Raw genomic sequence first — 18,762 nt, forward strand, 5'->3', positions numbered from 1 at the left:
GGGGGGGGCGACCCACCCATGGGCAGGTGGGTCGGGATATGCGGGTGCCCTGCGCCGCGGGGGCGGGACAGGGCACACACAGATTCTTCAGGGGGCCACCGGGGTGGCGGGGTTTTTAGTCCTTGGCGCGGTGGCGGCGCGGGCTGCCGGAGGCACCGAGGTTCTTCAACAGGTCAGCAACACTGACGGAGTCGGCGGCCTCGTCGCGGCGGCGACGGCCACCAGCGGCGTGCGCCTGGGCGTCGCGGAAGGCCTGCGCGGCTTCTTCCTCGCGGCGCTTTTGTTCCTCGGCGCGGAGGCGTTCGTATTCCTGCTCCCGCTGCACGGCGGCTTCTTCGGCGGCCTGCTTGCGGGCAAGTTCTTCGGCCTGCTTCTTCGCCGCGGCGGCGCGGGCTGCTTCCTGGCGGACGCGGTCGCGTTCCTCGCGTTCGAGGGCTTCCTTGCGCTGCAGTTCGGCGCGCTTCGCGGCGGCCTCCTTGGCGCGCGCCTCGGCGGCGGCTTTCTCCTTCTCGGCAGCCTCCCGCGCGGCCTTCTCCTTCTCCGCTGTGTACTTCTCGGCCTTCTCGCGGGCGGCCTCGGCGGCCGCCTTCGCAGCAGCCTCCGCGTCGGCGCCCTTGGTGTCGGCGTCCGCGCGCGCCGTGGCGTCCTCGGCGAAGTCGGGGGTGGGGGTCGTACCTGCCGCCCAGTTCACCCGAGCGAAAGCGCCGGTGTCGAAACGGCCGCCCGCGTGTGGCACCGCATCGGTGGCCGTCTCAGCAGGGGTGGTTTCTTCCGCGGCGACGGGCTCCGCGGGGGAATCCTTGGCGGGCGCCGCGGCATTGGCGGCGGGCTGGGCGGCCTCAATCTCCTGGATGCGGCGGGCCTGCGCCTTCAGCGCCGTCGGCTCGTAGGTGAAATCCTGGCCGGTGAGCTGCCCCAACTGCTGGCGCATCTCGTCCAGCTGGGCGCGGATCTCCGCCAGGGTGTCATCCCGCTGGTCTTTCAGCGCTTCCCGGTAGTTCTGCTCCAGGAGCATCTCCTGCTCCCGGTGGGTGACCTGCTCCTTCTCCAGCTCGGCGGCGAGCAGCTCCTGCTCGTGGGCCAGCTTCTCCTGGGCACGCTCCGCATCGAAGCGGTACTTGCCGACGAGGAAGAAACCGATGAACGCCGACCACAGGGCCGCAATCACCGCCACCTTCATCGCACCAGCATTGTCGGTGACCAACATGATGACCGTCGCGACGGTCGCCAGGGTCAGCAGCAACGCAGCCAGCACCTGCAGGCCAGGACCGGAGGAGTTCTTCATGGGGGCCTATCCTACCCCACCCTTATCGGCACCCGGGGGTACAGCACAGCTGCGTTCGAGCACCACGCCCGCCACCGCCGCCGCCACCCCGGCCAGCGCACAGAGCGCCACCCCGGGGGCGTCGTCGTGGGCGGCCGCCAGGGTGCCGACCTGTGGGAGCACCCAGGCAGCGATTCCGCTGTACACCCCGCCGACGATGGCCCCCATGTGGGCGCTCGCGGTGCCGAGCACCAGCCAGGCGGCCGCCGTCAGGGGGTTCAATTGGCTGCGGTCGAGGCCGATGCGGCTGGTGCGGATGTTTTTCCGCACCACCCACGTGCCCAGCGCGCAGGCCACCGCCACACACAGCAGTGGTACCGCGTCGGTGACGCGGATGTGGGGGATGCTGCCGTAGAACCGCCACGTGAGGATGAGTGCCGCGGCAGCGAAGAAAGCGTAGAGGAACAGCACGCGCACCACCGGAGTGGTGCGTAAGCCGTGGGGTGGGGGCGTCATGACTGGGCCTCCTGGGGGCCTGCTCCGAGTGCGGTGTCCGGGGTGGCGTGGTTCTCCTCATCGTCGCCAAGGTTGGCCACGAGCTCCGCCACCGCCACCCCGCCGAGGGTGGCGTGGGGATCGATGTCCAGCCAGGGCCGCAGCACGAACGCCCGCAGGTGTGCCCGCGGGTGCGGCACCATGAGCTCCGGGTCCTCGCTTGTCACACCCACGATGTCAATGATGTCGACGTCGAGGGTGCGGGGCCCCCAGCGCAGCTCCCGGGTGCGGTGTGCGGCGCGCTCCAGCTCCTGGCAGGCGGCCAGCAGCTGCCGGGGGGTGCCGGGGAACTCCACCAGGGCGGTGACGTTGAGGAAGTCCTCCTGCGGCACCCCACCCCAGGGGGCGGTGCGCCACACCCGGGAGACCGCCAGCACCCTGCCCGGAAAGTCCTCCAGGGCGCGGCCCAGCAGCGCCCGCGAGTCGCCCATGTTGGACCCTAAGCTCAGCACCGCGGTGAGGGTCTCGGCGGGCGCGTTCACCGGTTGCTCCTGCGGGCCACGACCGCCACATCGGCAAACGCCAGCCCGATGGGGGCCTGCGGCTTGTGGATGGTGACCTCCACGGCATGGGGCCGGAAGCGCGCCATGATGGCGTCCGCGACCTCCGCGGCGACGGTCTCGATGAGGTTCCGCGGCTCCCCGGTGACGATGCCATGCGCCAGCTCAGCCATCTCCCCGTAGTGCACGGTGTCATGGACATCGTCGCTGGCGGCCGCCGCCCGCGAATCCACCCACAGGGTGATGTCCACGACAAAAGGCTGCCCGGTGGCGCGCTCCTCGTCGAACACGCCGTGGTAGCCGAAACACTCCAGGCCTTTCAGTTCAATCCGATCAGCCACGCTGGCCTCCCTGCAGGTGTGCCGCCACGGTGAGCGCGTCGACGGTGGCGGCCACGTCGTGGACGCGCACCCCCCACACGCCCGCCGCCCCCAGCAACGCGGACAACGCCGCGGTCGCGATATCGGGCTGCGGCTCCAGGTCGCGCTCCGCGCGCACCGCGGCGAGGAAACGCTTCCGCGACGCCCCAATGAGCAGCGGGAAATCGGGCAGCCGGTCCAGGTTGCGCAACAGCTCCCAGTTGCACTCGGCGCTCTTCGCGAAACCCAGACCCGGGTCGAGGATGATGCGCTCTTCCGCGACTCCCGCGGCGAGCGCCGCCTCGACGGACGACTCCAGGCCGCGGCGCACATCGTCGACGACCGTGACGGGGGTGTGGGCGCTGCCGGCGGCATCCCCGAACTGCTCCGCCGCCCAGTGCATGAGGCACACGTCCACCCCCGCGTCGGCCATGACAGCGAACATCTCCGGGTCGGCGCGGCCGCCGGACACATCGTTGATGAGACGCGCGCCGCGCGCCGCCGCCGCGGCGGCGACCTCCGCGCGCATCGTATCCACGCTCACCTGCATGCCCCGGCCGCTGAGTTCCTCCACCACGGGCAGCACCCGGGCGGCCTCCAGGGCGGGGTCGACGCGGCGGGCGCCGGGCCGGGTGGACTCCCCACCGACGTCGATGATGTCCGCCCCCTCGGCGCGCATCCGCTCCGCGTGCGCCACCGGGTCCGCCAGGTGCACCCCACCGTCGGAGAAACTATCCTCCGTCACGTTGAGGATGCCCATGACCCGCGTGCGGGTTGTCCCCCCGGCCATCAGCGCGACCCAATCAGGGCGAGCGCTTCCGCCCGGGAGCGCGGATCCGTCTTGAAGCCGCCGCGCACCGCCGACGTCGTCGTCGACGCGCCCGGCTTACGGATACCCCGCATCGCCATGCACAGGTGCTCGCATTCGAGCACCACAATGACGGCCGCCGGATCAAGTTTCTCCACGAGCGCGTCAGCGACCTGGCTGGTCAGCCGCTCCTGCACCTGCGGCCGCTTGGCGTAGAGATCGACCAGTCGGGCGAGCTTGCTCAAGCCGGTGACTTTGCCGTGCTTGCCGGGGATGTAGCCGATGTGGGCGGTGCCGTAGAAGGGCACGAGGTGGTGCTCGCAGGTGGAGTAGATGGGGATGTCTTTGACGAGCACGAGTTCCTGGTGGTCCTCGTTGAAGGTTTTCTCCAGGACCGTGGTCGGGTCCTGGTGGAGGCCGGCGAAGATTTCCTCGTAGGCGCGGGCCACCCGGGCGGGAGTGTCTTTCAGCCCCTCCCGGTCGGGGTCCTCACCGACGGCGAGGAGCAATTCGCGGACCGCCGCTTCGGCGCGTGGCAGATCGATCACGGCACCCTACTCCTGCTCGTTCTTCGCGTGGCGGCCACCGCGCCCCGCATCCTCGTCCGCGGCGTCGAGAACCACCGTGGCGGTGTCCTCCGCGGAATCCACGCTGCGGGTCTCCTCCGCCTCAGCGGCCGAGTCGGTCTCCGGGTGGTCGGGCTTCTCCCAGGCGGGCAGCTCGAAACCACGCAGCGGCTCCTGGGGGGTGTCCTCCCCTGCTGCTGCGGGGTACGCCGTCATGCCGGGGTGGGGCGCCGCGGGTGCTTGGGTGTAGGGGTTGCCGTCGACTTCCGCGGGCGGCCAGCCGGGCGCGGTCCAGCCGGCGGGGGCACCGTACTCGGGGCCCTTGGCCTGCTGCTCAGTTGCGTCCGCGGCATCGGCGGGGGCCTTGGCGGCGAGCTCCGCCTGCCGCTTCGCGCGGGCCGCGCGGGAGGCCTCCAGGATGCTGAAGCGCTTCGGCGGTTCCTCGCCGCGCTCCTTGGCCAACTCCACCGGGGTTTTCACCGGCTCCAGGCCCTGGCCGGGGAAGTAGTCCTCCTCCCCGTCGAAGACGATGGGGCGCTCCCGCTGCGGCATGTCCGCGAACAGGGCCTCCAGATCGGGGCGGCGCAGCGTTTCCTTCTCCAGGAGCTTCTCCGCCAGGCGGTCCAGGTACTCGCGGTTGTCCCGCAGCACCTCGTAGGCGATGCGGTGGGCCTTAGCGACGAGTTCGCGGACCTGCTCATCGATGAGGTTGCCGACGGTGGGCGAGTACTCGAGGCTGCCGCCGCCACCGCGGCCGGCGAACACGTCGCCTTCCTCGGTGCCGTACTTCACGGTCCCGAGCGCCGGCGACATGCCGTACTCGGTGACCATGGCGCGAGCAATCTTCGTCGCCTGCTCAATGTCGTTGGAGGCGCCGGTGGTGGGCTCGCCGAAGACGAGCTCCTCGGCGGCGCGGCCACCCATGGCGAAGACGATGCGGGCGAAGAGCTCGTTGCGGTTGTACATGCCCTTGTCGTCTTCCGGGGCGGTCATCGCGTGCCCGCCGGTGCGGCCGCGGGCGAGGATGGTGACCTTGTACACCCGCTCAATGTCCTTCATCGCCCACGCGGCCAGGGTGTGGCCGGACTCGTGGTAGGCGGTGACCTTCTTCTCCTTCTCGGAGATCATCTGGGAGGAGCGGCGGGGGCCGCCAATGACACGGTCGGTGGCTTCCTCCAGGGCATCGGCGGTAATGACGTTGCCGCCGACGCGGGCGGTGAGCAACGCCGCCTCGTTGAGGACGTTCGCCAAATCCGCGCCACTCATGCCGACGGTGCGCTTCGCCAGGGAGTTCAAGTCCACGTCCGGGGCGAAGGGCTTGCCCTTGGCGTGGACTTCGAGGATCTTCTGCCGGCCCTTGAGATCCGGGTTCGTCACCGGGATCTGCCGGTCGAAACGCCCCGGGCGCAGCAGCGCCGGGTCGAGGATGTCGGGGCGGTTGGTGGCGGCGATGAGGATGACCCCTTCGCGGCCGTCGAAGCCGTCCATCTCCACGAGCATCTGATTGAGCGTCTGCTCCCGCTCGTCGTGGCCGCCACCCATGCCGGAGCCGCGCTGCCGGCCGACGGCATCAATCTCGTCGACGAAGATGATGCAGGGGCTGTTCTCCTTCGCCTGCTTGAACAGGTCGCGCACGCGGGAGGCACCCACACCGACGAACATCTCCACGAAGTCGGAGCCGGAAATGCTGAAGAACGGCACCCCGGCCTCGCCGGCGACCGCGCGGGCCAGCAGCGTCTTACCCGTGCCGGGCGGGCCGTAGAGCAGCACACCGCGCGGAATCTTCGCGCCCAACGCCTGGTAGCGCTCCGGGTCCTCGAGGAAGTCCTTGATTTCGTGCAGCTCATCCACAGCCTCATCGGCGCCCGCCACATCGGCGAAGGTGTTCGTCGGCATGTCCTTCGTCAGTTCCTTCGCCCGGGAGGAACCCATGCCGAACATGTTCATGCCGGAGCCCTGCATGCGGTTAAACAGGAACATCATGAGACCCAGCAGCAGCAACAGCGGCAGGGTCATCGACAGGATCGACATGAGGAAGGAATCCCGCGTCACCTTCGTGGTGAACTTCTCCGCATCCGCGGACTCCACCTTCTCGAAGATGACGGGCGCGGTCCGCGCCGGGTACTCCGCCATGATCTCCTCGACACCGTCACGCTTGTCCACCGTGATGGGGTCCTTGAGGGTCAACTTCAGGCGCTGCTCCCGGTCGTCGATCTGCACCTCCTTGACGTTGCGCGCATCAAGCTGCTCCAGGGCGACGCTCGTGTCGACCTTGCGGTACGAGCGCGCGTCATTGCTGAAGAAGCTGACAGTAAACAGCATCACCAGCACAAGTGCCGCGATGCTGCCGTAGCGAACAAGTTTCTTGGTTTCCATGCAACGTCCCCTTTGGGGGTTTGGTGTGGGTGGTGGGCGAAAAAGATCAATCACAACGCGGGCGCGCACGAGCCGCGGGCCGCGAAAAGACACACAAGGCGAGAGAAAAAGGAAAAGAAATCAGCCGTCAAGGCACGAAGAGAGAAGATGTGCGGGCGCGCCCGTGGCGCGCACGCGTTACGCACTGCATAACGGCGTACCACCCCGGGGTGTTCCTGACGCGGGATGCGGGTAGGGCTGCGAAACGTGGCAAAACCCCGCGTGTCAGGCGCGAAGGGATGCACTCAGACGCGGGGAGAAAGCCACTGCACAGGCGCGGCGCCGCAGGGTGGGGCTTAGTGGCCGGAGTACACCTCGGGCTTGAGCGACGCCACGAACGGCAGGTCGCGGCCCATCTCGGCGAAGTCAAGGCCGTAGCCCACGACGAACTCGTTGGGGATGTCGAAGCCCAAGTCGAGAAGGTCAATCTTCGCCTTCACGGCCTCCGGCTTGCGCAGCAGGGCGACGACGTCGAGGGACTTCGGGTTGCGGTTCTTCAGGTTCTTCAGCAACCAGCTCAAGGTGAGGCCGGAGTCGATGATGTCCTCGACGATGATGACGCGCTTGCCTTCGATGTCGCGGTCGAGGTCTTTGAGGATCCGCACCACCCCGGACGAGGAGGAGGAGTTGCCGTAGGAGGACACGGCCATGAACTCCATCTGGCAGGGGATCTCCATGGCGCGGGCGAAGTCCGTCATGAAAAACACCGCCCCCTTGAGCACGCCGATGAGGAGCACGGACTCTTCGTCGCGGTATTTCTCTGAGACGTTTTTCGCGAGTTCTTTCACTCGCTTCTGCAGGGTGTCCTCGTCGATGAGAACTGCTGCAAGCTGGTCGTGGTAGCGGCCTTCCGGAATGGTGGTGTCCGGGTTGTCATACATGAGGAATCCTCGACATGTCGCGGGGTGGGCTAGCGAAGACAAGCTTGCCACGGATGCGGGCGACTGCCAACCGCTCGGAGTGCCCCCCGCTACCCCTGCCGACGGCGACCGCCCCTTGGCCACGCCAGCGGCGAATCTGGGCGACGGCGGCCGCCACGGCGGCCTGGGTGGGCGCCGCCCCCAGGGCCACCATGATGTCGCGAATAACGCGGGCGCACACCACCTCCGGGAGGGGGTCCACGGCGGCCACGTCGAGTGCGGCGCGCACGAGGAAGTCCTCCGGCAGTCCCGCCCGCCGGCCGGGCAGTTCCGCCACCGCACACCCCACCATCCCCGGGGCGCCGGCGCCCGCATCTGCTGTGGGCTGGAGGGCGGCGCGCACGAGGGGCGCGGCCCACTCGCCGATGGCCGCATCCGCGGCAGCCGCCTGTTCGGCTGCGGCCGCCAGCTGCGGGATGGGATCGGAGCCGACCGTGTCGTGCAGGGCGGGCAGTACCTGGGTGCGCAGCGCACCCCGCCGGTAGGTGGGGTCGAGGTTCGTCGGGTCAGAGAACAGCTCCACGGGGGCGCCGCGATAGCTGAGCTCCGTCGCCACGGCGTGGGTGTCGGCGCGGCGGATGCCCAACAGGGGCCGGTGGATGAGGAGCGATCCGCGGCGGCTCACCGCCTGCATGCCTGTGGCGTGGCCGCGTAAGGCCCCCAGCAGCCAGGTTTCGGCCTGGTCGTCAGCGGTGTGGGCGACCGCGATGGCGCAACCGGCGGCAGCGAAGGCGGCGTAGCGGGCCTCCCGAGCGGCGGCTTCCTCGCCCACACCGGTGGCGCGGCGGGCCGCCACCGCAGCACCCACAGCGTGGATCTCCACGGCAGCACCAAGGGCTTCGGCACGCTCCGCCGCGGCGGCGGTGATGGCGGCGTGCTCGGGGTGGAGGCCGTGGTCGACGATGACGGCGACCGGGTTGAGCTCTTCCGCGCAGGCGGCGGCGAGCAGCGCGAAGCTATCCGGCCCGCCGGAGAACCCCACCCGCAGGCCCCTGGCCCCAGCACCCGCGGCGCGGGTGTCGTCGTCAGTAGCGCTGGCGGCGAGGTGCTGGCGCAGCGCCCGCCGGCAGGCCTGCAGGCCGGGGGCGTCGTAGGCGACATCCATGTCGCCGAGGCGTGCAGGCACGGCAGCCTAGCCGCGCAGCCCGCTGACGAGCTCGTCGAGGGCTTTCCGCGCCGGCAGGACGGAAGACTCGTTGCTGATGAACGCGTACGCGTAGACGTGGCCCGTGGCGGAGGTGATCGTGCCCGCCAGGGCGCTCGTCGTCGTCAAGGTGCCGGTCTTCGCCCGCGCCCAGCCCCGGCCCGGCTGCCCCTCAAAGCGGGTGGCAAGCGACCCGGTGGCACCCGCGACGGGGAGCACCTGGAGCAGGGGGCGCAGCTGCGGCTCGGATGCTGCGCGCTGCAGGATGCTGGTGAGCAGCTGCGGGGGAATGAGGTCATTGTCCGACAGGCCACTGTTGTCTTTGAGTTCCACGCCGGTGGTGTCGAAGCCGTGGCCGGCCAGGGTGTCGAGGGTGGCGCGGGCGGCCGCCTCCTGGGAGGCCTCCACGCCGACGGCGCGGGCCACGGCCCGCCCCTCAGCCTCCGCCATGATGTTGTCGCTCGTGAGCATCATGCGCCGCAGCCGCTGCAGCAGCGGCGCGGACTCCACCCGGGCGACAGGCTCCGCGTCGGCGGGGGCGGGGCCAAAGCCGAAGGCGGCGACGCCCAGCGCGTCGGCCAGGGCGTGCGCCACATCCAACGCCGGGGTGGCGCTGCGCGGCAGATCGCCGGAGTCGCCGCCGATGCGGGCACCCATGAGCATGACCGGCTGCATCGGCGCAATAAAGCCCGCCTCAATGTCCTCCCGGTGCCACTCGGGGCTGAACTCCTCCCCCGCCCACGCGGAGGTATCCACGAGCACCGCCGTGGGCGCAAGCCCCGCGGCCTGCACCTGGGAGGCCAGGTCGGCGATCATCTCAGCACTGACCATGACGTCGCCGCCACCGCGCAGCACAATCGACCCATCGCCGCCAGCCACCACCTCGGTGGTGAGCACACTGTCCGGCGCCTGCGTCAACAACGCTGCCGCCGCGGTGAGCACCTTCGTCGTGCTCGCCGGGCGCACCGGCTGGGCGGCGTCCTTCTGCCACAGCACCTGCCCACTGGTGGCGTCGACGACTTCCCCGACGAGCTGCCCCAAGTCCGGGTTCGCCGCCAGCTGGTCCAGCCGGGCGGCCAGCGCCGGCTCGTCGACCGGCTCCGTGCCGGTGGCCGCCGCCAGGCCCGTCACCGCGGGCTGCCCCGGGTAGGCGGGGGCCACCTGCACCTGGTGGCCCTGGGTGGCTTTCCACACCGCCACACCGGTCGTCCCGGCGACGGCGGCGGCAACAACAATGGCGGTAGTGGCCCACAGGCGGTTCTGCATAAAGACCAAGCCTAGTATGCTTGGGAACCATGAGTATCGAAGTCACCATTGAGATCCCTAAGGGTTCCCGCAACAAGTACGAAGTCGACCACGAGTCCGGCAAGGTCTACCTCGACCGCTACCTGTTCACCCCGATGGCCTACCCCGCCGACTACGGCTTCATCGACCACACCCTGGGTGAGGATGGTGACCCGCTGGACGCCCTGGTGATCCTCCCGGAGCCCGTGTTCCCGGGCGTCATCGTCAAGGCCCGCCCGCTCGGCGTGTTCAAGATGACCGACGAAGCTGGTGGCGACGACAAGCTGCTGTGCGTCATCGACGACGTGCGCTACGACCACTTCCAGGACATCTCGGACGTCTCCGATTTCATCAAGGATGAGATCGAGCACTTCTTCGTCCACTACAAGGACCTGGAGCCCAACAAGGAAGTCACCGGCTCCGGCTGGGGCGACAAGGCGGAGGCGGAGAAGATCCTCGCCGAGGCCATCGAGCGCTACGGGAAGTAACTCACCTCTTCCCCGCGCGCCCGCCCCGCACTCTCAGGGGCGGCTGCGCACCACAGAGCTGGCTGAAAGCAGTCAGCGGACACATGTCACTTCTGTGACGAGGGTGGGTGCCTGTGCGCAGGCACCCACCCTCTTTGTCACCCGCATCCCGGGAGGTTTGCTGCAACCGTGGACGAGTCGAACCGGCGCTATTCCCCCTCGGCGTGGCTGCACGCAGCCCGGCGCGCCTGGGGCCACGTCTTCCACCGGGAGGTGCCCCCGGGTGCCAGCCGGCAGCAGCGGTGGGAGGCCCGCTTTGAGGGGCCGCTGCTCATCATTTCGGTGATTTTCCTCGGCATGTTTGCCTGGGCGTCGTTGGCGGATTTGGGGCCGTGGGCGCAGCATGTGACGCGGGTGAGTTTCACCGCGATTTGGGTGGTGTTCCTCATTGACTATGTGGTGCGCCTGGTGCTCGCGGAGAACCGGTGGCGGTGGTTTTTCCGCCACCTGCCGGAGTTCCTTCTCGTGGCGTTGCCGTGGTTTCGGCCGCTGCAGATTTTGCGCATTGTGCCGACGCTGCTTCTCCTGCAGCGGGTGAGTGCCACGAGCCGCAATATTACGGTCGCGACCTACACGATTGTCGGCTCGGTGATCATGGTGTTGGTGGCGGCGCTGGCGATTTATGACGTGGAGTCCCCGGACCCGTCCTCCCAGATTGATTCTTTTGGGGATGCGCTGTGGTGGTCGATCGTGACGGTGACGACGGTCGGCTATGGCGATATCGCACCCGTGACGGGCTTTGGCCGGGTGGTGGGTATCGCCCTGATGTCGGGTGGCATTGCTTTGGCGGGTGTGCTCACGGCGACGGTGTCGGCGTATTTGGTCCGCTCCGTGGAGGGCACCGACGCGGATGCCGCCCAGGATGCGGCGGATCGGGATGAGTTCACCCACACCACCTTGGCCGAGTTGCGGGCGGACAATGAGCGGCTGGCCGCCCAGGTGGAGCAGTTGGGCGCGAAGCTGGATGCGGTGTTGGCGGCCGTGCAGCCCGGCTCGCAGGCAGGCGCCGACGGGCAGCATCCTGGGGGTGCGCGGTGAGCGACGCGCAGGACACGACGGGCCGCGAGCCTTACGACCCCGCCCCGGAGCACACTCCCCCGCAGCAGGCGAGCCCCACAACACCAGCCCCCGCGGGGGCGCGGGGGCCGCACGCCCGGCAGCCACGCTCCGCCCGGGGTGCAAAGACGACGTCCTCGCGGCCGCCGCGGCCCGCACCGGACTTCCTCGCGGGGGTGCGCATGGTGCTGGTGAGCCTGTTTCGGCCGGAGATCCCTGAGGATGCCACGCCACAGCACCGCTGGGAGGCCCGCGTCGAAGGCCCCCTGCTCATCGTCAGTCTGCTCTTCGTCGCCATGTTCGCGCTCACCTCTTTGAGTCCCGGGGAGTCCGCCTGGACCCGGGCCGCCGATCTTGGGATGACGTTGGCGTGGTTGGCGTTCGGGGTGGACTACGCCGCCCGCCTCTATCTCGCCGAGCCGCGGGCCCGCTGGTTTTGGCGGCACCTGCCCGAGTTCGCCCTCGTGGTGTTGCCGTGGTTCCGGCCGCTGAAGATGCTGCGCATCATGCCCAGCCTGTTCTTGCTGCAGCGGATCTCGCCGACCACGAGGCGCACCACCGTCGCGGTCTACACCGCACTGGGCACGGTGCTGCTCATCCTGGTGGCGGCGCTGGCGATGTTTGATGCGGAAGCCACCAATGAGCTGTCGGGGGTCAACACCTTCAGTGATGCGTTGTGGTGGTCGATCGTCACCGTCACCACGGTCGGCTATGGCGATATCGCCCCTGCCACCGGCTTCGGCCGCCTGTTGGGCACCATTTTGATGTTCGGGGGTATCGCCATCGCGGGCGTGATCACCGCGCTCATTGCTGCCTGGTTTGTGGAGCAGCTCGAGGGGGAGGCCGACGAGCAGCGCAGCGACAACCAGCAGGAACTGCTGCAGGAGATTCGGCAGCTGCGCCGGGAGTTGGCGGACGTGCGCGCCGAAATCGGGGCACTGAAGCGGGCGGGCCGGAAGACGGCGAAAACACCCCCGAAACATTCCCACCCCGAATAGTGGGTCTTCCATCGGGCAACACGCTACAGTGAAACGAGATGTTTCTCGGGCCATCCAAGACAAGAAAGGTGGATGTCACCATGCGGGAAGTCGCTGTGACTGAGGTCCCTGCGGGCGCCCAGCTGATCGATGTGCGGGAACCGGAAGAGTTCAGCCAGGTGCATGCGGCGGGCGCGGTGAACGTGCCGCTCGCGCAGGTGCCGAGCGCGCTGGGCACGTTGGATGTGGACCGCGACGTCTACGTCATTTGCCAGTCCGGTGGGCGTTCCGCCCGCGCCGCCCAGTACTTGGCGGCCAACGGCATCGACGCCATCAACGTTGCTGGTGGCACGTCCGCGTGGGTGGCGGCCAACCTGCCGCAGGAGCACTAATGCCCCACCATCCTGATGTGCCGACCGCACTGCTGGAGTCCCCGTCGTTCCAGTTGGAGCGGCTGCGTCGCCGCACCCGCGACCACGTCGAGGCGGACCTCGCGGGCCACAAGACGACGCTGCGGGAATTCTGGGTGCTGACCTGCCTGGTGTCGGGGGATGCGGCCAGCCAGTCCGCCCTGTGCGATGTGCTGGCGGTGGATGCCTCCGACATGGTGCGTCTCGTCGACGCCCTGGAGAAGCGGGGCTGGGCGAAGCGGGAACGCGACCCGAAGGATCGCCGCCGGCAGATCGTGGCGTCGACGAAGAAAGGCAAGTCCGCCCAGAAGGAACTCGCCGTTCTGGTCGCCGCCGCCGAGGATCGTGCCCTCGATGAGTCGACGTCGAAGCAGCTCAAGCACCTGCGGAAGTTGGCGAAGTCGATCATCGCCGCCGACGACGACTAACACCCCGCACCCTCCCCAGGGGCGCACCCCGGGAACGACGTGTGTGCGCGTGGTCGTCTGCTGTCCCTCGTCTGTCTCACCCCGTACCGGCGTCTCACCCGGTGCGGGGTTTCGCGCGACTGGAGAACCGCCACCTTCGCACGCATGTCCGCGCCTGCGGCCCGGTGAGATTCTTCTTCTTTCTACCCCCTCGACCCCTTCTTTTGGATGTCGTCGTGTTGTCTCTTCTTCCTCAGTTTTCTCTTTCTCTTCTTCTATCGTCCTCGCAGCCTCCCGTGAGCGTGTGCCCCCATGTCTTCCCCCACTGAGTTTCTCCGCGCGGCGCACGCCGCCCCGCCGCGCACCCTCCTCGACGTGCTGGAGGCCACCGCCGCACGCTTCCCCGATGCGGCCGCCATCGACGATGGGCAGGTCATCACCTACGCCGAACTCGTCGAGGAAGTCCACCGCACCGCCGCCTGGTTGGCCTCGCTGGGTATCGGCCACGGGGATCGGGTGGGGTTAAGGATGCCCTCGGGGCATAAGGATCTCTACATCGCGCTGTTGAGCGTGCTGGCGGCAGGCGCAGCCTATGTGCCGGTGGACGCCGACGACCCGGAGGAGCGCGCCGAGATCGTCTTCGGGCAGGCGCAGGTGGCGGCCATCTTCGGTGCCAGCGGGTTGCGGCTGACAGGCCCCCGCCGGCCGGCCCGCCCCATCCAGCGCCCCAGTTGCGGCGATGACGCGTGGATTATTTTCACCTCCGGGTCCACGGGCCTGCCGAAGGGGGTGGCGATCACCCACCGCAGTGCCGCCGCCTTCGTCGACGCGGAGGCCTCCCTCTTCGTCCAGGACGCACCCCTGGGCCCGGAGGATCGGGTGCTGGCGGGCCTGTCGGTCGCCTTCGATGCCTCCTGTGAGGAAATGTGGTTGGCGTGGCGGCACGGCGCCTGCCTGGTACCTGCGCCCCGGGCGCTCGTGCGCTCCGGGGGCGACTTGGGCCCCTGGTTGGCCTCCCGGGGCATTACGGTGATCTCCACGGTGCCGACGCTCGCCGCCCTGTGGCCGGAGTCCGCACTCGTGGGGGTGCGGCTGATGATTTTCGGCGGGGAGGCCTGCCCCGCGGAGCTCATCGCCCGCCTCGACGATGGCGAGCGGGAAGTGTGGAACACCTACGGCCCCACGGAGGCCACCGTCGTGGCCTGCGGGGCGCGGCTGCGGGCGGGGGAGCCGGTGACGATTGGGTGGCCGTTGGCGGGCTGGGATCTCGCCGTCGTGGATGCGCACGGCCAGCCCGCGGAGCACGGTGAGCTCATCATCGGTGGAGTGGGGTTGGGGCGGTACCTCGACGAGGACAAAGACCGCGTGGTCTACGCCCCGCATGAGGGGCTGGGGTGGGCGCGCGCCTACCGCACGGGCGATATGGTGCGCGTGGGTCCCGACGGCCTGCACTTCATTGGGCGGGTGGACGACCAGGTGAAGATCGGTGGCCGCCGCATTGAGCTCGGGGAGGTCACCGCGCAGCTCAGCCAGGCGCCCCACGTGCAGGCGGCGGCGGTGCTCGCCCAGGAGACTGCCGCCGGCACGAAAGTGCTGGTGGGCTACTTCAGCCCCACCGCAGACGCCTTCGGCGATGGGCTCACCCCGGCCGACGACCCGGCGGCCGCCGCGCGCCTCGTGGAGGAGGTGCGCGCCGACCTGGCGCGCCGCATGCCGGCGGCCCTGGTGCCGCGCCTGCACCTCATGCCGCAGCTGCCGGTGACGACCTCCGGCAAGGTGGACAAGAAGGCCCTGCCCTGGCCCCTGGAGACCACCACCCAGGAGTTCTCCTGCCCCCGCCAGCGGCTCATCGCCGCCGCGTGGGCGGACGCCGGGGTGGAAGCCCAGGACGACAACACGGATTTCTTCGCCGCCGGTGGCACCTCCTTGGCGGCGGCCGCCGTCGCGGCCGGCCTGCGGGCCCACGCCCCCAGCCTCAGCGTGCGGGACATCTACGACTACCCGCGCCTCGGCGCCCTGGCGGAACGCCTCCTGGCCCTCGCCCCCGACATTGATGCGGCCCTCACCGCCCCCACCGGCACGGCCGGTGTCCCCGGGCCGGCAGGATCTGCCGCGGACGACGCAACTAAAGTACCGGTGCGCCCGGTGCCGCGGGCCACGCAGGCCGCCCAGCTGGCGGCGTTGCCGGTCTTTCTTGGGGTGCGGGCACTGCTGTGGCTCGCCTGGCTGCTCATCGGCCTGTGGGGGGCGGGCGTGGCGGGCCCCGGGTGGGCGCTCGCGGGGGCGCTGTACGTGCTGCCGCCGGTGCGGATGCTGCTCAGCGCCGCCAGCTGCCGGGCACTCACCGCCGGGCTGCAGCCAGGTGAGTATCCCCGGGGTGGGGTCGTGCACCTGCGGGTGTGGGCCGCGGAGCGCCTCCAGGAGGCGTTCGGCGCCCACGGCACCGCCGGTGCCGTGTTCATCGGCGTCTACGCCCGCCTGCTGGGCTGCCGCGTCGGCCGGGGCGTGACCCTGCACTCCGTGCCGCCGGTGACGGGCATGGCCCGCTTCGGCGCGTACTGCGCCATCGGCCCCGAGGTCGACCTGTGCGGCTACGAGGTGCGCGGGGACCGCTTCCTCCTCGGGCCGGTGCGCATCGGCCCGCAGGCCCGCGTCGGCGCCCGGGCCGTGCTGGCCCCGGGGGCGCATGTGGCGCGCGGCAGCCACCTGGAGGCCCACGCCCACCTCGACCGGCGCACCACCCCCGGTAGCCGCTGGGCGGGCAGCCCCGCCGTGCGGGTGGGCCGCCCGCGCCGCACCTTCCCCACCGACCCGCCGCCCGCGGCCCGGCTGTGGGTCGCCGCCCACGGTGCCGCGGCCGCGCTCGCGGGGGCGCTGCCCGTCCTCAGTGTCGCCTGCGGCGCCGCACTCGTCGGCCTGCTGCCCGCGCGGCTTGGTGCTGTAGGCGCGGCCCGGGTGGGCTGGGCGCTCGCGCTTGCGCCGGTGGGCGCGGTCGTGGCGCTGGGCGTGCTGGCGCTGCTCATCGCGGTCGTGGTGCGGCTCGCGCAGCGCGGCCTCGACGAGGACATCCACCCTGTCCGCAGCGCCCACGGGGTGCGCATCTGGCTGGTCTGGCGCCTCATGGACGACGCCCGCCGCCACCTGTTCCCCCTCTACGCGGCGCTGCTCACCCCGCACTGGCTGCGGCTGCTGGGGGCCCGGGTGGGGCGCGATGCGGAAGTCTCCACCGCGGTCCTCATCCCCCGCTTGACGGAGGTGCGGGAAGAAACCTTCTGCGCCGATGACACCCAGCTTGGCGGCTACCAGCTCGGCAACGGCTGGATCCGCACCGGGCGGGTCACCATCGGTCGCCGCAGCTTCGTCGGCAACTCCGGGCTCGTCGCCCCCGGGCGCAAAGTGAAGAAAAACAGCCTCATCGCGGTGCTCTCCCAGGCGCCGAAGCAGGCGAAGGCGAACTCCGACTGGATGGGCTCCCCGCCGGTGCGGCTGCGCCGCGTCGCCGTCTGCGCGGACGGGGCCCGCACCTACCAGCCGGGAACCGCGCTCAAGGTCGCCCGCGCCGCCGTGGAGACCCTGCGGCTGACCGCCCCCATGACGTCGAGCCTGCTGGCCTGCGGTGTGGCCGCCGCCGGCGCGGTGACGTGGGTACACACGGGTAGCGTGCTCGCGACGTGGGCGGCGCTGCTGGCCGCCCAGGCCACCGCCGGGGTGGCGGCGCTCATCATCACCGTGTTGGTGAAGTGGGCGTGCGTCGGCCGCATCCGCCCCGGCGCCCACGCCCTGTGGACGCCGTTTATCTGGCTCAACGAACTCCAGGACGCGTTCGTGGAATCGGTGCTCGCGGTGTGGCTGCTCACCAAGGCCCCCGGCACCCCGCTCATCCCGGCCGCCATGCGGCTACTGGGGGCGCGTGTCGGCCGGGGCTGCTGGCTGGAATCCTATTGGCTGCCCGAGGCGGACCTCGTCCGCATCGGCGATGGTGCCACCGTGGAGCGGGGCTGCGTGGTGCAAACCCACCTCTTCCAAGACCGCGTCATGTCCCTCGACGTGGTGCGCCTGGGGGCGGGCAGTAGCCTCGGCCCCCACAGTGTGATCCTCCCCGGTGCGTCCCTCGGCTGTGGCACACTGGTCGGCGGCTCCTCCCTCGTCCTCAGGGGCGACGCGCTGCCCGCCGGCACCCAGTGGGCCGGCAACCCCGTCGAGGCCCTCACAGCGCCCCACACAGGCGCACAGGACGCCAACGAGCCGACGCCGCAAAAGGACCCCGAGTCACGCAGTGCAGGCGACGCCATCCCGCTGCCAGCAGCGGCCGCACCGCCCGCCGCAGCAGACGACGAGGACGACTAGCTCGCCGCCACACAGACCGCGAGAAACGACGACGCTCCCCGGGCACCACCACACAAAGGGGGTGCACACGGGGAGCGTGTGAGCTTCAGGCGACGCGGGCGATGTTAGTCGCCGATCTGGTCGCGGCCGCGCAGCACGATCTTCGGATCGGGCTGGCCCACCAGCTCGTGATCCTTACCGGTGTACTCGAACTTCGACAGCACATAGCGCATGGCGTTGATGCGGGCGCGCTTCTTGTCATTCGACTTGATCGTGATCCACGGCGACTCGTCAGTATCCGTGTAGCGGAACTGCTCTTCCTTCGCGCGGGTGTAATCGTCCCAGCGGTCCAAGGACGCCAAGTCCATCGGCGACAGCTTCCACTGGCGCACCGGATCCACCTGGCGGATCGCAAACCGGGTGCGCTGCTCCTTCTGGGTCACGGAGAACCAGAACTTCGTCAAGCTAATCCCGGAGCCCATGATCATGTTCTCCAGCATGGGCACCTCGCGGAGGAACTCGGCGTGCTGCGACTCGGTGCAGAAGCCCATGACGCGCTCCACGCCGGAACGGTTGTACCAGGAGCGGTCGAAGAAGACGATCTCGCCGGCGCAGGGGAAGTGCTGAATGTAGCGCTGGAAGTACCAGGAGGTCGACTCGCGCGGGGAGGGCTTCTCCAGGGCGACGGTGCGGGCACCACGGGGGTTGAGGTGCTCGTTGAAGCGCTTAATGGTGCCACCCTTACCGGCGGCGTCGCGGCCTTCAAACAGGATGATGTGGCGCTGGCCGGTATCCTTCGTCCAGTTCTGCCACTTCAGCAGCTCGATCTGGAGGCCGCGCTTGATCTTTTCGTACTCGTCGCGCGACATCCGCTCGTCGTAGGGGTAATTCTCCCGCCACGTATCAATCGGCTTCCCCTCGGGAGTCAGCAGGACCGGATCGTCTTCGTCAGAATCGTCGACGATGTAGCCCTCCGTGGCCGCCAAATCGACGATGGGCAGTTCCTGTTCTTTTGCGTCAGCCATGCTTCCGATTGTAGACCCTCCCCCGGGTATCCCCGCCCCGTTTTGCGCATCGACCTGGGCACACACCCCACTATTGCCCCCATCTAGGGGTGCTCGGGCAGCCGCACCCGCCGCTCAGCCTGTAGCGGAAGCGCTACACCGCTGGGCGGATTCAAGTGATGGTCGCAACACGTGGGTTTAATCAGACTCTAGCAACTTGGCAAGGACTTCAGCCGGAGT

17 protein-coding genes are annotated in these 18,762 nt (G+C 69.6%); 6 read left to right on the forward strand and 11 right to left on the reverse strand.

Translation table 11 applies throughout. The features are described 5' to 3' along the window. Positions 1–115 precede the first annotated feature (115 nt). The 10 genes from C1Y63_RS05920 to dacB all read right to left on the reverse strand — a co-directional run bounded on the left by C1Y63_RS05920 (position 116) and on the right by dacB (position 9,797). Positions 116–1,285 carry a DUF6779 domain-containing protein gene (locus C1Y63_RS05920; protein WP_106015548.1) on the reverse strand — a complete coding sequence of 390 codons (1,170 nt, stop codon included), beginning with the start codon at positions 1,283–1,285 and terminating at the stop codon, positions 116–118. A gap of 6 nt (positions 1,286–1,291) precedes the next feature. After that, on the reverse strand, positions 1,292–1,780 hold the full coding sequence (locus C1Y63_RS05925) for a DUF3180 domain-containing protein (RefSeq protein WP_106015549.1): 489 nt from the start codon (positions 1,778–1,780) through the stop codon (positions 1,292–1,294). Beyond that, positions 1,777–2,301: a 2-amino-4-hydroxy-6-hydroxymethyldihydropteridine diphosphokinase gene (folK, locus tag C1Y63_RS05930; RefSeq protein WP_369831024.1), complete on the reverse strand. Its 525-nt coding sequence runs from the start codon at positions 2,299–2,301 to the stop codon at positions 1,777–1,779. Before folK ends, C1Y63_RS05925 begins: the two co-directional genes overlap by 4 nt. Next, positions 2,298–2,660, reverse strand: a complete 363-nt coding sequence (gene folB / locus C1Y63_RS05935) for a dihydroneopterin aldolase (protein ID WP_106015550.1) — start codon at positions 2,658–2,660, stop codon at positions 2,298–2,300. The genes folK and folB overlap by 4 nt, the downstream gene beginning before the upstream one ends. Beyond that, on the reverse strand, positions 2,653–3,468 hold the full coding sequence (gene folP / locus C1Y63_RS05940) for a dihydropteroate synthase (RefSeq protein WP_233195597.1): 816 nt from the start codon (positions 3,466–3,468) through the stop codon (positions 2,653–2,655). The genes folB and folP overlap by 8 nt, the downstream gene beginning before the upstream one ends. Beyond that, positions 3,468–4,034: a GTP cyclohydrolase I FolE gene (gene folE / locus C1Y63_RS05945; RefSeq protein WP_106015552.1), complete on the reverse strand. Its 567-nt coding sequence runs from the start codon at positions 4,032–4,034 to the stop codon at positions 3,468–3,470. The genes folP and folE overlap by 1 nt, the downstream gene beginning before the upstream one ends. A 6-nt stretch (positions 4,035–4,040) precedes the next feature. Continuing rightward, a complete protein-coding gene (gene ftsH, locus C1Y63_RS05950; RefSeq protein WP_106015553.1) occupies positions 4,041–6,428 on the reverse strand; it encodes an ATP-dependent zinc metalloprotease FtsH in 2,388 nt (795 codons plus the stop codon). Positions 6,429–6,763: 335 nt separating this feature from the next. Further along, positions 6,764–7,348, reverse strand: coding sequence for a hypoxanthine phosphoribosyltransferase (gene hpt, locus C1Y63_RS05955; protein WP_106015554.1), 585 nt, complete (start codon positions 7,346–7,348; stop codon positions 6,764–6,766). Further along, entirely contained in the window at positions 7,341–8,513 is a 1,173-nt protein-coding gene (gene tilS / locus C1Y63_RS05960) for a tRNA lysidine(34) synthetase TilS (protein ID WP_106015555.1), read from the reverse strand. The genes hpt and tilS overlap by 8 nt, the downstream gene beginning before the upstream one ends. A 6-nt stretch (positions 8,514–8,519) precedes the next feature. Beyond that, the gene (gene dacB, locus C1Y63_RS05965; protein WP_106015556.1) at positions 8,520–9,797 is read right to left on the reverse strand and encodes a D-alanyl-D-alanine carboxypeptidase/D-alanyl-D-alanine-endopeptidase; all 1,278 of its coding nucleotides are present in this window, start codon (positions 9,795–9,797) and stop codon (positions 8,520–8,522) included. Positions 9,798–9,826: 29 nt separating this feature from the next. Between dacB and C1Y63_RS05970 the strand changes: the two genes are divergently transcribed. The 6 genes from C1Y63_RS05970 (at position 9,827) to C1Y63_RS05995 (ending at position 17,539) form a co-directional block, all read left to right on the forward strand. Beyond that, positions 9,827–10,303, forward strand: a complete 477-nt coding sequence (locus tag C1Y63_RS05970) for an inorganic diphosphatase (protein ID WP_106015557.1) — start codon at positions 9,827–9,829, stop codon at positions 10,301–10,303. Positions 10,304–10,471: 168 nt separating this feature from the next. Then, complete coding sequence (locus C1Y63_RS05975; protein ID WP_106015558.1) at positions 10,472–11,380, forward strand: potassium channel family protein; 909 nt, start codon at positions 10,472–10,474, stop codon at positions 11,378–11,380. Then, on the forward strand, positions 11,377–12,396 hold the full coding sequence (locus tag C1Y63_RS05980) for an ion channel (RefSeq protein WP_146128877.1): 1,020 nt from the start codon (positions 11,377–11,379) through the stop codon (positions 12,394–12,396). Before C1Y63_RS05975 ends, C1Y63_RS05980 begins: the two co-directional genes overlap by 4 nt. 80 nt (positions 12,397–12,476) lie before the next feature. Continuing rightward, positions 12,477–12,767 (forward strand): rhodanese-like domain-containing protein, encoded by a 291-nt coding sequence (locus C1Y63_RS05985; RefSeq protein WP_106015560.1) that lies wholly within the window; start codon positions 12,477–12,479, stop codon positions 12,765–12,767. Beyond that, positions 12,767–13,213 carry a MarR family winged helix-turn-helix transcriptional regulator gene (locus tag C1Y63_RS05990; protein WP_106015561.1) on the forward strand — a complete coding sequence of 149 codons (447 nt, stop codon included), beginning with the start codon at positions 12,767–12,769 and terminating at the stop codon, positions 13,211–13,213. The genes C1Y63_RS05985 and C1Y63_RS05990 overlap by 1 nt, the downstream gene beginning before the upstream one ends. A 291-nt stretch (positions 13,214–13,504) precedes the next feature. Continuing rightward, positions 13,505–17,539 (forward strand): Pls/PosA family non-ribosomal peptide synthetase, encoded by a 4,035-nt coding sequence (locus C1Y63_RS05995; RefSeq protein WP_106015562.1) that lies wholly within the window; start codon positions 13,505–13,507, stop codon positions 17,537–17,539. 104 nt (positions 17,540–17,643) lie between these two features. Here C1Y63_RS05995 and ppk2 read toward each other — a convergent pair whose 3' ends face one another. After that, on the reverse strand, positions 17,644–18,543 hold the full coding sequence (gene ppk2, locus C1Y63_RS06000) for a polyphosphate kinase 2 (protein WP_106015563.1): 900 nt from the start codon (positions 18,541–18,543) through the stop codon (positions 17,644–17,646). Positions 18,544–18,762: the final 219 nt, after the last annotated feature.

Source organism: Corynebacterium sp. 13CS0277 (genome assembly GCF_002994655.1).
Taxonomy (GTDB): Bacteria; Actinomycetota; Actinomycetes; order Mycobacteriales; family Mycobacteriaceae; genus Corynebacterium.